The sequence below is a fragment of the Vibrio nitrifigilis genome (assembly GCF_015686695.1).
GTDB lineage: Bacteria > Pseudomonadota > Gammaproteobacteria > Enterobacterales > Vibrionaceae > Vibrio > Vibrio nitrifigilis.
Window position 1 is genome coordinate 1,370,492 of the sequence record NZ_JADPMR010000004.1, and the last position, 13,965, is coordinate 1,384,456.

The window sequence follows — 13,965 nt, forward strand, 5'->3', positions numbered from 1 at the left end:
AACCAATTCGACTCCTTATAACAATAACTATCATTTGCAATTGAGAACTAATTGCATTTAAATAAAGACAGTCTGATTTCGTGGAGTACTGAATATGGATCTACAACAATGCTGGTCGAGCTTCCTTAAAGCTGAACAATTACTGCAAGATGGCCACTGGCCACAAGCTCATTATTTACTTGAGGATATATTACATGACCTGCCTGGCCATATTAACCAAGCAGCAACCGATGATCATACCAAGCCATGTCAGTTTTCATGCTTGATCGCGGGGTTGAGAGATACCACTGTTTATCAATCAGAAATCCTCAACAACATGGGGCAACAACAACGTGCTTTTGAAGCATTAAACCAGTCCTATGCTTTACTGCAATTTCTCTCTATTGAAGATTCAGACTTGATCAGAAGTGTCTCTAAAGTGCTAGAAAAGCACAGTGAAGATCTTTTGCATCACATGGGTGCGTTCTGTCACGCGCAAAGAAACGCGCAATGGCAATTAGAATATGAACAAGTTGAAAAGGCGCATCACCATTTTTCACAATTGAAACGTTTAAATGATTTACAGCCTAATGCGGTTGTAATGAATTAATTAGGAAGTCTTAATGTCACAGACACCACTTTTACAGGTACGTAACTTGTCGGTGAGTTTCACCACCAACGACGGTATTGTTGATGCCGTGCATAATGTTAACTTTGACCTTTATAAAGGCGAAACACTCGCTATTGTGGGCGAATCAGGCAGCGGTAAATCAGTATCCACCAATGCCGTTATGCAGCTTCTTCCCAAAAATGCCATCGTGAACTCTGATGCACAGATTCTGTTTGAAAGCCGTTCACTGCTTAATCAATCAGATTCAGACATGCGCCGCATTCGTGGCAATCGCATCGGCATGATCTTTCAGGAACCCATGACGTCATTGAATCCCTACATGCGTGTGGGAATTCAAGTCGCTGAAGCGGTAATGTGTCATCAATCTATCAGTCGTTCACAGGCTAAACAGCGCGTTATTGAACTATTCGAGCTCGTTCAGTTGCCTAACCCAAATCAAGCTTACACAAAATATCCTCACGAATTTTCTGGCGGTCAGTTACAACGCATTATGATCGCCATGGCCCTGATTAATGAACCTGATATCTTAATCGCTGACGAACCAACAACAGCGCTAGACGTCACCGTTCAAGCAGAAGTGTTAAACCTCATCAAAGATATCCAAAACAAAATGGGTATGGCGATACTATTTATTACCCATGACCTCGGTGTCGTCAAACATGTCGCAGATCGCGTTCTCGTCATGTGTACCGGTGATGTGATTGAAGAAGGTCCAACGGAGACTATTTTCGATAACCCACAAAATGATTACACACGAATGTTGATCAATGCGATCCCGCGTGGCCAAAAAGATCCTATCACCGACAATGCCGAATCGCTTCTAAAAGCGCAAGATATTCGGGTTAAGTTTCTCGTTAAATCGCATTTTATTGCCAGCAAAAACCAATATTTTGAAGCCGTTAAAGGCATCTCGCTTGAACTTAAACAAGGGGAAACGTTAGGTATTGTTGGAGAGTCAGGAAGCGGTAAATCAACATTGGGGCGAGCTCTAATTGGCTTACTCCCCTCAACGGGCTCTATCGAATTCAAAGGGCAAGATTATCGTGCACTTTCTACGAGACAGAAGTTAGATCTGAAGAAAGATATTCAGATGGTCTTCCAAGACCCATATGGTTCTTTATCCCCCCGCATGACAGTAGGGGAAATCATCACCGAGGGGTTAACCGTCCATCGACCAGAAATGACTAAAATGGAGCGGATGCATCGAGCACGCCAAGCGTTAGAAGAAGTTCGTCTAGAAGCAAATGCACTCAACCGTTACCCACATGAATTCTCTGGCGGCCAAAGGCAACGTATCGCCATTGCACGAGCGTTAATCTTAGAGCCTTCATTTATACTACTCGATGAACCAACGTCGGCATTAGATCGCTCAGTACAACTGACGGTGATTGATCTGCTAAAAGATATCCAGAAACGCCGTAATATCGGTTTCTTGTTTATCAGTCACGACTTAAGCGTAGTCAAGGCACTGTCGGATCGCGTACTCGTTATGCAAAAAGGGGTGGTAATGGAAGAAGGCACAGCCAACGACATCTTCCATCGGCCACAAAATGATTACACCAAGAAATTGATTGCCGCATCGTTTGATGTGGATGACGACGCAGCTGCATAAACTTCATTATGTTGTTAGGGAGTCCGCTTTTTTGGCGGACTCTTTTTATTTCCCCCAACATATTTTTACATCGTCGCTGTAAACTCTGCGTTAAGTCTTATTATTGATTTTATAAATACCATACCCAACCAACCTCAATATGCTCGATTAAGAGCATCCTTAACAAGTACACATTAAGCCCGAAAACGGAAGAAATGTGATGCACGTATCTCGACAGAACGGGGGCCTGTATTCTGATACAACAGCCTCCCTAACACATTGATAATATGAATACCAAATGAACACCCGATAAAGAATCTTAACCGCACACTTACTTTGTCAGAAAAACCATCAATAACGTCCAAAAAACGATAAATCCCAAATGTTTTCTATCCTAAGACTTACAGTGCCTGACAGACTCCTAACATTGGCATTGATAGGATAAATACATATTCAAAAAACATTAAGAAAACGATAATGACGACCACGAGGAGACATCGCATGAAAAAGACGATCTTTATCCTAGCCGCTACATTAACAGCAAGCACTGGTGCTTTTGCCGCTACGCACAGCCACTTAAATGTCGGAGAAAAAGTGGTGAACTCTGGCGTTTACCAGTCACGTCAACAAGCCTATCAAGCAGGCTTAGATAAAATTCATGACCTACAACAACTGCCGGGCCGCAAACTCAAAAGCGAACTGACAGTTTATAATCCAGGTATGGTTTACAACAGTATGCGTCTGCGTGATATGGAAGTAACCGTTGAACCATTTAAGAATGAACAAGGTAAAACTCAGTACCGTTCATTAGTTGACGTCAATTACCACTACAAAGTCCATGAAACTAAAAATGGCTAACCTGTAGGGGGTGGCGATAATCCACTGCTACCGCCCCACAGGAATGATATAAACATGGCAAAGGAATGCCATGATACATACCACCCTCTCCAAAAATAGAAACTCTATGCTCTAAACTGCTGAATTAAACGTGACAACTCACCTATATGATTAACGAGATCTTGAGTTCGTACAACGGTATCCGCTGCCGAGGTGGATGTTTTATCCGTCAGCATTTTGATCGAATTTGTATTGGCTGATATTTCTTTCGTAGCAATCGCCTGTTGTTCAACGGCCACAGCGGTTTGCTGACTCTTATCAGTGATGTTGGCTAGTCTATTAGAAATATCACGAATGACACTCCCCGTTTCATCCGCTTTTGCTCGACACAATGAAGACAGCTCTGAACCATTTTCCATACTGTTCGCTGCGCCACTTGCGAGTGACTGTAACTGAATAATCGTTTCTTGTACCTCATGCGTCGACGATGCCGTCTTAGCTGCGAGCTGGCGAACTTCATCTGCAACCACAGCAAAGCCTCTCCCAGATTCTCCCGCTCTCGCAGCCTCAATGGCCGCATTTAATGCCAATAAATTGGTTTGTTCAGAAATGGTGTTAATGACATCCAATACGGTTTCGACACTTTTGGCTTGTTTTGCCAAATCAGAGAGCACTTGTTTAGCTTGCTGTAATGCGTTATCTAAATCAGCGATATGGGCAATGGTATCATCAAGCTTAGTTAAGCCCTCAACCGAGTCCTGCTGGGCGATTTCGGTTAACTGAGAACTTGCAGCCGCATTATCTGCAATGTCTTTTATCGCATAAGTCAATTCTTCAACTGCAGTGGCTACTTTTTCAGTTTCCATTTGCTGAGCATTTAGCCTTTGTTCTGCTCTTTGCATGTTGGCTAGTTCAGTATTCGCATCAGCGAGAATTCTTTGTGACGTTTCAGCACTGCGGGCGACCACGGCTCTTAACTCTGCTTTTCTCATCATTAATGCTAATTCTATTGCTGAGAAATCATCGTTATAGCCGGTGTACACTTTCTCCATCAAAATATTGTCGTAGGCTTCTTTAGCAAGTTGATTAATACGTTTTACTCGTGAACGATTGATGCTTCCAACAACGCACGCTAATAGAGAGCATGCGGTCATTGCAGCACCTAAATACCAAGACTCTGACGTCACCGCCGATGCAATCCCAAGAGCAGTCGAGATCGCCAATAGACTTTGCAGTAAAAAAACACCAGAAATTCTACGCTGTTTTGCTGTCGGCCGATCGTTGAGCTTTTTGTACAAAAGTTCCGCACGATGAATTTGCTCTTCCGTTGGCTTAGTGCGAACCGACTGGTATTCAATGGTTTCTCCCTGCTCATTTTTGATCGGCGTAACAAATGCAGAGACCCAATAATGACGGGGTCCTTTACACCGGTTTTTAACAATACCCATCCAGCTATTACCCTGTTTTAGGTAACTCCACATTTGGGCAAATGCCGCTTTAGGCATATCAGGATGGCGAACCACATTATGTGGTTTACCCTGTAATTCTTGCGCGGAATATTCAGCAATATCACAAAATACATCATTCGCATATGTGATATGACTAGCGCAATCTGTCGTGGATATAAAACTGATATTATCCGAATAGCTCTTATTTGTTGTTTTCATAAATAGCCAAAAGCTCAATTAGGAAATCGAAGAGTTCGATGTAAACGCAATTAATATCATGGGACTGAAGTCACATTATTGACACTAATCAAAACCATTTACAACTTTCTTGCAATATAAAGCACACTAGAGCATTAAAACTAATTGCATAATCTGCTTGAAACATAATGAATATCAGTGTAACTATCTTATCAGAAGATCATCATAATGAATTCAGTACACTCGTTAAAAATAAAGCGTTTTAGTCTTTAAAAGAATTGTTTTTCTCTCAATTAGAGAATGGAAATCTGTTCAATTTATTAAAAATACACAAACAATATACTTTTTTATCATCTGATGCTGAAAAACTGGAATGAACATTTAGTGTTAAGTCTCTCAGTTAACACTCTGTTAGTACAAGGTAATCATGACAAAAAGAATAAAGCGACATAAAGAAGCCAATTCAGCAATGCCCACAAAGGAGGATACAAGAGATTCCTTACCCAATTTAGCGCCTTTATTATTAGCCGAAATAGTCAATCAATGCTCATCTGGAATAAGTGTCTGTGATGTTAATGGGAAAATCATTTATGGTAATCAACAATTTAAAACCCGTTACAATTTGTCGCCCGAAAGTTATGTGCAACAATTTTTTATTAACACTTTTAATGACATCTCTATCGACGATATTTTAGATCGAGTTGATACTGAAACTTCGCTACATCTCGTAGAAACAAAAAGCTCAGATCAATCAGATTGGATCATTTTGAGGGTGAGCAAAATTGTTTATAACGATGAGATAATGTTGTTGTTTCTGGTTGAGAGTTTAACGTCAACGATCATCAATCATTTAAGAGTCAATATTAAATTAGAAACTATTGTTGATCATTTACCGGTATTGATTGCTCACGTAGATCAACAAGATCGTTACCTTTTTGCCAATCGTACTTATGAAACATTTTTTAATTGTCCGCTAGAAAACGTCATTGATAACAGTGTAGAAAATTTGATTGGTAGCGATGCTTACGCTGAACGCAAAACGTATATACAGCGCGTAAAGCAAGGTCACAGTGTCATCTTTGATCATACTTTTTTCGTTGATGACGATATTCGTCAACTGCAACTAAAACTCGTACCGGGAGAAAGCGGACAGGAAGATTACTATATCTTTGCACAAGACGTGACAGAATTACGTTCGTTTCAAAAAAAATTAGAGTTTCAAGCTTACCATGACTCCTTAACCGGCCTGACTAACCGAACTTTCTTTATTAAATCGCTCAACGGTATTTTAAGTCGTAACCAGCAAAATACAGGCTTACTGTTCATAGACTTAGATGGATTAAAAATCGCTAACGATAATTATGGTCACGATAGTGGTGATGAACTTCTAAAACGCTTTGCGGACATTCTGAAACACACATTAAGACCACAAGATATTGTGTCACGCTTAGCTGGTGACGAATTCACCATCCTAATAGCGAATTTATCAAATCCCACTCATGATTTAGAAGAGGTATGCCAGCGCATCCAAGGTGCATTGCCAGCAACGATGAATATTGAAGGCTTTGATATTCCTTGTAGCTGTAGTATCGGCGCAACCATTATTGATACTCACATAGGCTTTGATGAAGAGCGTTGGTTGGCAATCGCAGACAGTGCGATGTATAAGGTAAAACGTCATGGAAAAGGTGGGTATAATATTGAGCCCACATGGGATATTGCAGACCTTAATGAGTCATTCCAGCAAGAATCGATTGAATAGACCCTTTTATAAAGGGTCTATTCCCAGTAACCTCAAGATGCTGCTGTAGCGATCACTTACGTTGAAAGACAATGCACGTTGAAGAATATGACCATTCCTTCCATGATTAAGCTTGACCTTAAGCTAGTTGATTAATCCTACACCTTGAGGTCATTGGGGGGTATATTGAGATTAACGTTACACAGCAAAATGATGGCGGATAAAGGCATTAATTAATGCGATGAAATCTTTCTCTGCCAATTTGGCACACTTGAGCGTTTGTTCATGAGACAGCACAACATCACTTAGACCTTCGGCCATGTTCGTAATGGCACAAACAGCAACAACAGGTAAGCCGCAATGGGCAGCAGAAATCACCTCAGGCACCACCGACATACCGACCACATCACCACCAATCACCTGCATCATTCTAATTTCCGCAGCTGTTTCAAAATTAGGCCCGGTGTAAGAAACAAAGACCCCTTGATTGAGGTGAATGTTCTCATTGTTTGCAACAGATAATATTTCGGTTCGTAACGTCTTATCGTAAGCATTAGCCAAACTAAAGAAACGTGGACCATATGCTTCATCATTCGGCCCCGTCATTGGTGATTCTGGCATCGTATTAATATGATCATTAAATACCACCAGAGAACCAACATCAATGCGGTCAGGACGCAATGAACCTGCAGCATTAGTCACCAACATAAATTCACAGCCTAAACGTTTAAAAGTGCGTACAGGGTTGGTCATTACTTTCATCGTTTGATGTTCGTAATAATGCCCACGTCCTTTCATGCATGCGACTTCAATGCCAAATAGTTTACCTAAAACAAGTTCGCCTGAATGTCCTTCTACAGTACTGACAGGAAAACCTGCAAGATCTTGGTAAGGAATCACTACTTTTTCTTCTAAAGCATCAGCAATCACGCCAAGGCCAGATCCAAGAATAAACCCAGCTTTAGGTTTAAAATCGGGTTTATGCGCGTAAATCGTCTCTAATGCTTTATTAACTGGATCACTCATATAATTACTCTTCCTATATTGGTGTATACCCAAGTCACCTCAAGATGCTGCGTTAGCGAGAATGTATTCGCTCTTTGGGATCTCATCAACAAGCCTGATTCGTCAAGTCATTTGGGTATAACTATCACTCTAACGGATTTACTATATCGGTAAAATCAGTATATTGATGACAATTGTTCCGAAAACGAAAACAAAGAAGTGCGTAAACAATGAATATCGATCATCAAAAAGTGACCTTAAAGATGTTGCGCTACTTCTATCAGGTTTCTAAAACACAAAATTTTAGTCGCGCTGCTGAGCAATTGAACATCACAAAATCTCCATTGAGCACACAAATTAAAGAACTAGAACAATTACTCGGTGTAGAGCTGTTTGTCCGTAATACACGTCATGTTGAATTAACGATCGCTGGAAAACAGCTCGCTAATGAATGCCAAACGATATTTGATGTAGTGAGTCACGCACTTGACCGTGTACAACAACAGCATCGCGACGACAGTCAAACTTTAAATATTGGCTTGATGATTTCTATATTCTGGGCGGGCTTTGGTGATGCTCTGCACTCACTACAAACTGATTTCCCCGCGGCGCAGTTCAATCTCATCGAGATGTCGCCACACCAGCAGAAACAAGCATTAATTGATGGGAAAATCGAGTTGGGATTAGTTCGCTACGCCGACACCATCAATACGGATTCGTTAATTACCGTTCCATTATTTGCCGAAGAAATGGTGGTTGCCGTTCCTTTTGAGCATGTACTCGCCAAGCAATCGGCGATCAGTTTGGCAACACTCCAAAAAGAGCGGTTTGTGATGTTAAGTAAAGACAATTCAGCCTCAACTCAATGGATAATCGAACATTGTCAACAAGCAGGATTTTATCCTGACATCGTACAACAAGTGATAGAACCGAATACTCTACTCGCTGTCATTTCTACACGAAAAGTTCTTTCTATCGTACCTAAAAGTTATGCGGCGATGGCATGGCCGCATGTACATTTTATCCCGCTGCAAGAGCAAATTCCCGCGGATATTTGTGTTCTTACTTATCAAGCAGAAACCCCATTGATAAATCAGTGTCTACAACATTTAAAACGCTCGTTTACATGAACACCCTGTGATATATCGTATCGCGTATTCAATATGCTGTTATCTATCTCAATTTGATATATTTCGTAGCTATGAGATACACATAGTCAAGGGCAAATGAGAACATTTAGTCCCTAATTTGAGATAATGGCTTATCTGTAGAACCGTTTGCATATATAACTGTTTTATTTTTGAGATTACTTTTTCAACTGATGCAATCATCAGCATATTCTGATTATCTTTACCCGTTTTTACTTACACTTAGTTTACCTTGTGAAAAAATGTGAGTGACATTTATATATTATTAATAAATAATATAGTCACTTAAATCTAGTTTCTTGTTCTTTTGTTTCTGATTGACTCTTTGGTCTATTTGATTCTTATAGGTTTTTACGTGTACAAGTCCGAGCGCCTAAAAGTTTTTTCATCAAACCTACCCTTTTTGGTTAGTGTTAATATTGGAATTTCAACCATATTAGTTGCCAGTGGTATCTACGATAAAGTAAATACAAATAAAATAATTTGGCTACTAACCATCTACGCTATTTCATGTATTCGATTACTTGTCCACTATTGTATCAATGAAGAGAATCCTCGAAAGCTCGATTATCATTTTTGGGGCGTCGTTCTTGCGGGCATAGGATGGGCATGTTACCCATACTTATTCCAGCAAACCTTTAGTATCAAAGAGGAGATGATTTGTTTGATCATCTTCTGTGGTATGTCTGGAGGTAGCATTACTCTGCTCTCTGCCGATCTGCGCTCTGCATTTGCATTTACTTTGATTACCGTTATTCCGTATTGTTATGTCATGATCACTCGTGGAGGTGGTGATGAACGGTCGATAGGAATCATGGGGCTCGGGTACGCTGTTGCGCTATGTTTAAGTGCTACTCGTAGTTCAAAATTTATTATTACTTCAATCGCAAGTCAGGCAAAAGTAAAAAGACTTGTCATTAATTTAGAATCAGAAGTAGAAAAAAGAACTAAACGTATATTAAAATTAGAACAGAAAGATATGCTGACAGGTTTATTTAACCGAAATAGTTTCTTTTCCAAAGTTGAGATATTACGCCAAGAAAAAAATAATAAATCAGAATCAATAGATAGCTTTATTCATATTGATATCGAGAAGTTCCATATAATTAATAATACTTACGGTCATGAGTATGGCGATTATATGTTAAACGAAATCGGTCAGAGATTATCTAAAATAGATACATTTTTTAACTCTGTATCTTCTAGATGGGGAAGCGATGAATTTATCATCTATATAAGCTGTCACTCCGAACGAGCGATTAATGATTTTATCAATCAAGTTATTGGTAATTTATCGCGGCCTATTCAATCAAAAAATATTCGAGTAACACCGTCTTACCATATTGGTTATTACTACTGTACAGACAACTATTACCCAATAGATAAAGCCATTAAAAATTCCTACTTAGCAGTCAGTGAGGGAAAACGAAGTAATCAACATATTTGCTGCTTTGACCAAAAAATACAAGCAAGTAACGAACGAAAATCTTACCTACGCCATGCGATGGTAGAAGCGCTCGAAATGCAAGATTTCTTTATGAATTACCAACCTATTGTCGATAGTGAACTAGATAAAGTTCATTCTTTTGAAGCGCTTATACGCTGGAACCTTAACGGTGAACTTGTGTCTCCAGAAGAGTTTATCTCTATCGCCGAAGAGCATGGTTTCATTATCGATATCGGCAAGTTAGTACTTAAAATGGCCATTGAAACCCTACATGATATCAATGTTGATAATCCTAGAGTATCCATGTCTATTAATGTGTCAGCAATTCAATTCGAAGATGAAAACTTCCTCGAATACTTACAATTTCTTATTGCACAATATGCTGTTCAGCCGGCTAATATCCATTTAGAAATTACAGAAACAGCAATGATTACCAATCTTGATAAATTGACGCGTATTATTAAACAAGTGAAAGAAATAGGTGTCATGATATCAGTTGATGACTTTGGAACTGGATTCTCATCTATTTTGGTGCTTAAAAACCTTCGTATCGATTACATCAAAGTCGACAAATCATATGTAGATAATATTTGTAGCAACGAAAAGGATCACAGTATTGTTTCGGCTGTAGTAAAAATGGCACACTCTATCGATAGTAAGGTAATTGTTGAAGGCGTTGAATATCCCGATCAACTTGCTTTACTCAAAGAAAGCAACATCGATTTATATCAAGGCTACTTGTTCAGTAAACCCGTTAAAAAAGATCAAGTTTTAGCCCTACTCAACCAACACAATCATTAAATTTAGACTAATTAGTCTAAATTTAATGATTATGATTGCAATATATTAGCTGCCTAAGAAATATTGAATTAAATATACCCAAATGGCCTCAATATGCAGAACCCAGAGCTTCATCAATAACCTAGTCGGCTAATGCTTGGCTTTAGTGCTTTTTCTTGCCATTAAAGTGGGCTCTAACTGAATAACTTGTGGTGTATTATTTAAACCTTGCAGTTTAGCAAGCAGAGCTTCTACAGCTGCCTTACCTAAACGATACTTAGGTTGATGGATTGTCGTCAGTGCTGGTGACATAAACTGAGCGATACGAATATCATCGTAGCCAACGATTGAGAGATCGTTAGGTACACCGATGCCATGCTCTGTCGCCGCATTAATCGCCCCCATAGCCATCATGTCATTACAGATGAATAAAGCACTCGGCATTGTCTTCGCTTCAATGAGCTGTGTCATCGCAGAAAAGCCACCTTCACACTCGAAGTTAGATTCAATCACCCATTGGTCATTCAACGGTATCTTGTGGTCTGCCAGTGCTTGTTTAAAGGCGGAGAATCGATTTTGCGCTTGATGTTGATGGAGTGGACCTGTGATACAACCAATCTCGGTATGTCCCAAATCAATCAGGTGCTTGGTTGCCATGTACCCACCTTGATAAGAGTTATCTAAGATTTTATCGCTCGCATTGACAGTCGGCCCCCAATCCATCACGACAACAGGTATATCGGGATAACGTTCAAATTCCGTCAGCGGTTCGCCTTCCATCGTCGTACACATTAACATCAAACCATCCACACGCTTTTGTAATAACGTATCAATGGATGCTCGCATACGTTCCGTATCCCCTTCCGTATTACATAAAATCAAACTGTAACCTTGGTGATAACAGCTGCGTTCAACTCCTTTTACTACCTCACCAAAGAATGGGTTAGTAGAGGTGGTCACTAACATACCGATAGTTTTAGTCCGATTCATTTTTAAGCTACGAGCTAAAGCAGAAGGCGCATAATTGAGCTCTTTAGCCGCTGCATTAACCCGAGCTGAAATATCTTCACTGACAAAGCGAGTTTTATTGATCACATGGCTTACTGTTGAGGTAGAAACCCCAGCGAGCTTCGCGATATCTTTCATGGTCGCCACAGATCGTACTCCTTGTTATTTCTGTTCTGCGAGAAACACCTCAACGTCATCTCTTGAAGGGATCGACGTTTGCGCACCGAAACGAGTTACTGAGATTGCTGCGGCGGCATGCGCAAATTTGATCGCTGATTCTAAAGGCATTTGTTCCAGTAAACCAGTAACAAAAGCACCATTAAATGTATCACCAGCAGCAGTCGTATCCGTTGCTCTGACCGAAAACCCGGGCACAATGAATCCCATTTCACCTTGCTGGCTCACCCACACGCCTTTTGCGCCCAGAGTGATCATAACCGTTTGAATGCCTTTTGCATGTAACGCTGCAGATGCTTCGGCTGCACTTGCTTCATCAATAACCGCAATTCCGGTCAGTTCCTGCGCTTCCGTTTCATTAGGAGTAATGATATCGATATTCGCTAATAACTCTTCGGGCAGAGCGCGGGCTGGAGCAGGATTTAGAATCACTTGAGTGCCAGCTTGTTTGGCAATGTGTGCCGCCTTAATCACCCCTTCCAACGGTGTTTCAAGTTGCATTAGCAGATACTGAGCTTGTTGAATGGTTGCGGTGTATTCTTCCACCACTTGCTCGGTAAGATGTGCGTTGGCTTCTGGTGAAATACAAATCGTATTTTCCCCTTGCGCAGACACTTGAATCAGCGCAACCCCAGTTGGCGTATTTTGTTCGACACGAACCGCATCAATTGACATCCCATCTTGGTTAAATTGCTGACGAATATGTTGACCAAAAGCATCATCACCAACACAAGCAATAAACGAAATATCAGCATTGAGACGCGCAGCAGCAACCGCTTGGTTCGCTCCCTTACCACCCGGAATCACTTGATACATCTTGCCATGCAAAGTTTCGCCTGGTTTAGGAAAACGGGGAATTTGTAAGACATGATCGGCATTGACACTACCGAGTACGACCAATTGGCTCATAAATTTATCCTTCGTATGTAGCTCAATGAAAGCTCTAAACTCTGAATCAGTCTCTATGTACCAGTCAAAGTTCACAGCTTTCATTCCAGCTTGGTAGACACCCATTTCAAGAGAAATCGGTGCCAGCCAAGCTGGAAGAGAATATCCCTTTACTTAGTCACAATTTTTAGTGGTACAGGGATAGAAGTCGGCACTTTTTGACCTTTTAATACCTTATCTGCCGTTTCGATACCTAGCGCACCAATTAGATCAGGCTGCTGAGCGATCGTTGCGCCCAATTTGCCACGTTTTACCGCCGCAATGCCGTCTTTGGTACCATCAAAACCCACAATTAAGACTTTCTTGCCCGATGCCTGTACAGCGCGTAATGCACCTAATGCCATTTCATCATTCTGTGCGAAAACAGCTTGGACGTCTGGATGAGCTGCGATCAGGTTTTCCATCACATTCAATCCTTTGGTGCGGTCAAAATCAGCAGGTTGACTTGCGAGTAGTTGCATCGAACTGTTTTTAACTGACTGCATAAACCCTTTGCCACGTTCGCGAGCAGCAGATGTTCCTGCAATACCTTCAAGTTGGATGACTTTGGCTTTTTGACCCATTTTCTCCATGATGAATTTTCCTGCCATTTCACCACCAGCGACGTTATCAGAAGCAATATGTGAAACAACTTTGCCGTGACTAGCACCGCGATCTAGCGTCAGTACTGGGATATTAGAGCGATTCGCTAAACGAATGGCATTTGAAACCGCATCAGAGTCGGTTGGATTGATCAAAATAGCCTTCACGCCACGAATAGTAAGATCTTCAACATTTGATAGCTCTTTACTTGGGTCATTTTGTGAATCTAGGACAATCAACTTATAACCCAAATCTTGCGCCTTAGCTTCCGCTCCTTCTTTCATTGAAACGAAGAATGGGTTATTTAACGTAGACAGTACAATAGCAAGTGTATCCTGAGCTTGAGCAGACACAGATAAGGTCGAGCCCAACACAGCAGCAGTAATCAGCGAGACGACTTTTTTCATAATTTGGTTCCTTTTTGTAGGGTACAGTGGCTGGTCTT

11 protein-coding genes are annotated in these 13,965 nt (G+C 40.7%); 6 read left to right on the forward strand and 5 right to left on the reverse strand.

Annotated elements, in window-relative coordinates; translation table 11 throughout:
* The first annotated feature begins 94 nt into the window (after window positions 1-94).
* The 3 genes from I1A42_RS22525 (at window position 95) to I1A42_RS22535 (ending at window position 3,059) form a co-directional block, all read left to right on the forward strand.
* The gene (locus I1A42_RS22525) at window positions 95-589 is read left to right on the forward strand and encodes a hypothetical protein (RefSeq protein WP_161153293.1); all 495 of its coding nucleotides are present in this window, start codon (window positions 95-97) and stop codon (window positions 587-589) included.
* A 13-nt stretch (window positions 590-602) separates the two neighbouring features.
* Window positions 603-2,222, forward strand: coding sequence for an ABC transporter ATP-binding protein (locus tag I1A42_RS22530; protein WP_196125146.1), 1,620 nt, complete (start codon window positions 603-605; stop codon window positions 2,220-2,222).
* Between the two features lie 480 nt (window positions 2,223-2,702).
* On the forward strand, window positions 2,703-3,059 hold the full coding sequence (locus I1A42_RS22535; protein WP_161153295.1) for a DUF3316 domain-containing protein: 357 nt from the start codon (window positions 2,703-2,705) through the stop codon (window positions 3,057-3,059).
* Between the two features lie 104 nt (window positions 3,060-3,163).
* On the opposite strand, the gene I1A42_RS22540 is transcribed toward I1A42_RS22535, so the two are convergent.
* Complete coding sequence (locus I1A42_RS22540; protein ID WP_161153296.1) at window positions 3,164-4,705, reverse strand: methyl-accepting chemotaxis protein; 1,542 nt, start codon at window positions 4,703-4,705, stop codon at window positions 3,164-3,166.
* A 406-nt stretch (window positions 4,706-5,111) separates the two neighbouring features.
* On the opposite strand from I1A42_RS22540, the gene I1A42_RS22545 reads away from it, so the two are divergent.
* Window positions 5,112-6,446 carry a diguanylate cyclase domain-containing protein gene (locus I1A42_RS22545; protein ID WP_196125148.1) on the forward strand — a complete coding sequence of 445 codons (1,335 nt, stop codon included), beginning with the start codon at window positions 5,112-5,114 and terminating at the stop codon, window positions 6,444-6,446.
* A 177-nt stretch (window positions 6,447-6,623) separates the two neighbouring features.
* Here I1A42_RS22545 and xapA read toward each other — a convergent pair whose 3' ends face one another.
* Window positions 6,624-7,451, reverse strand: a complete 828-nt coding sequence (gene xapA / locus I1A42_RS22550) for a xanthosine phosphorylase (RefSeq protein WP_161153298.1) — start codon at window positions 7,449-7,451, stop codon at window positions 6,624-6,626.
* Window positions 7,452-7,660: 209 nt separating this feature from the next.
* On the opposite strand from xapA, the gene I1A42_RS22555 reads away from it, so the two are divergent.
* Window positions 7,661-8,560, forward strand: coding sequence for a LysR substrate-binding domain-containing protein (locus I1A42_RS22555; protein WP_196125150.1), 900 nt, complete (start codon window positions 7,661-7,663; stop codon window positions 8,558-8,560).
* 373 nt (window positions 8,561-8,933) lie between these two features.
* The gene (locus tag I1A42_RS22560) at window positions 8,934-10,826 is read left to right on the forward strand and encodes a putative bifunctional diguanylate cyclase/phosphodiesterase (RefSeq protein ID WP_196125152.1); all 1,893 of its coding nucleotides are present in this window, start codon (window positions 8,934-8,936) and stop codon (window positions 10,824-10,826) included.
* 129 nt (window positions 10,827-10,955) lie between these two features.
* On the opposite strand, the gene I1A42_RS22565 is transcribed toward I1A42_RS22560, so the two are convergent.
* The 3 genes from I1A42_RS22565 to rbsB all read right to left on the reverse strand — a co-directional run bounded on the left by I1A42_RS22565 (window position 10,956) and on the right by rbsB (window position 13,927).
* Window positions 10,956-11,960: a substrate-binding domain-containing protein gene (locus I1A42_RS22565; RefSeq protein WP_196125154.1), complete on the reverse strand. Its 1,005-nt coding sequence runs from the start codon at window positions 11,958-11,960 to the stop codon at window positions 10,956-10,958.
* 15 nt (window positions 11,961-11,975) lie between these two features.
* Window positions 11,976-12,899 carry a ribokinase gene (rbsK, locus tag I1A42_RS22570; RefSeq protein ID WP_196125156.1) on the reverse strand — a complete coding sequence of 308 codons (924 nt, stop codon included), beginning with the start codon at window positions 12,897-12,899 and terminating at the stop codon, window positions 11,976-11,978.
* 149 nt (window positions 12,900-13,048) lie between these two features.
* Window positions 13,049-13,927: a ribose ABC transporter substrate-binding protein RbsB gene (rbsB, locus tag I1A42_RS22575; RefSeq protein ID WP_196125158.1), complete on the reverse strand. Its 879-nt coding sequence runs from the start codon at window positions 13,925-13,927 to the stop codon at window positions 13,049-13,051.
* Window positions 13,928-13,965: the final 38 nt, after the last annotated feature.

Coding starts and splice junctions, on each gene's coding strand:
- I1A42_RS22525 (WP_161153293.1), top strand. CDS start 95: ATGGATCTACAACAATGCTGGTCGAGCTTCCTTAAAGCTGAACAATTA.
- I1A42_RS22530 (WP_196125146.1), top strand. CDS start 603: ATGTCACAGACACCACTTTTACAGGTACGTAACTTGTCGGTGAGTTTC.
- I1A42_RS22535 (WP_161153295.1), top strand. CDS start 2,703: ATGAAAAAGACGATCTTTATCCTAGCCGCTACATTAACAGCAAGCACT.
- I1A42_RS22540 (WP_161153296.1), bottom strand. CDS start 4,705: ATGAAAACAACAAATAAGAGCTATTCGGATAATATCAGTTTTATATCC.
- I1A42_RS22545 (WP_196125148.1), top strand. CDS start 5,112: ATGACAAAAAGAATAAAGCGACATAAAGAAGCCAATTCAGCAATGCCC.
- xapA (WP_161153298.1), bottom strand. CDS start 7,451: ATGAGTGATCCAGTTAATAAAGCATTAGAGACGATTTACGCGCATAAA.
- I1A42_RS22555 (WP_196125150.1), top strand. CDS start 7,661: ATGAATATCGATCATCAAAAAGTGACCTTAAAGATGTTGCGCTACTTC.
- rbsK (WP_196125156.1), bottom strand. CDS start 12,899: ATGAGCCAATTGGTCGTACTCGGTAGTGTCAATGCCGATCATGTCTTA.
- rbsB (WP_196125158.1), bottom strand. CDS start 13,927: ATGAAAAAAGTCGTCTCGCTGATTACTGCTGCTGTGTTGGGCTCGACC.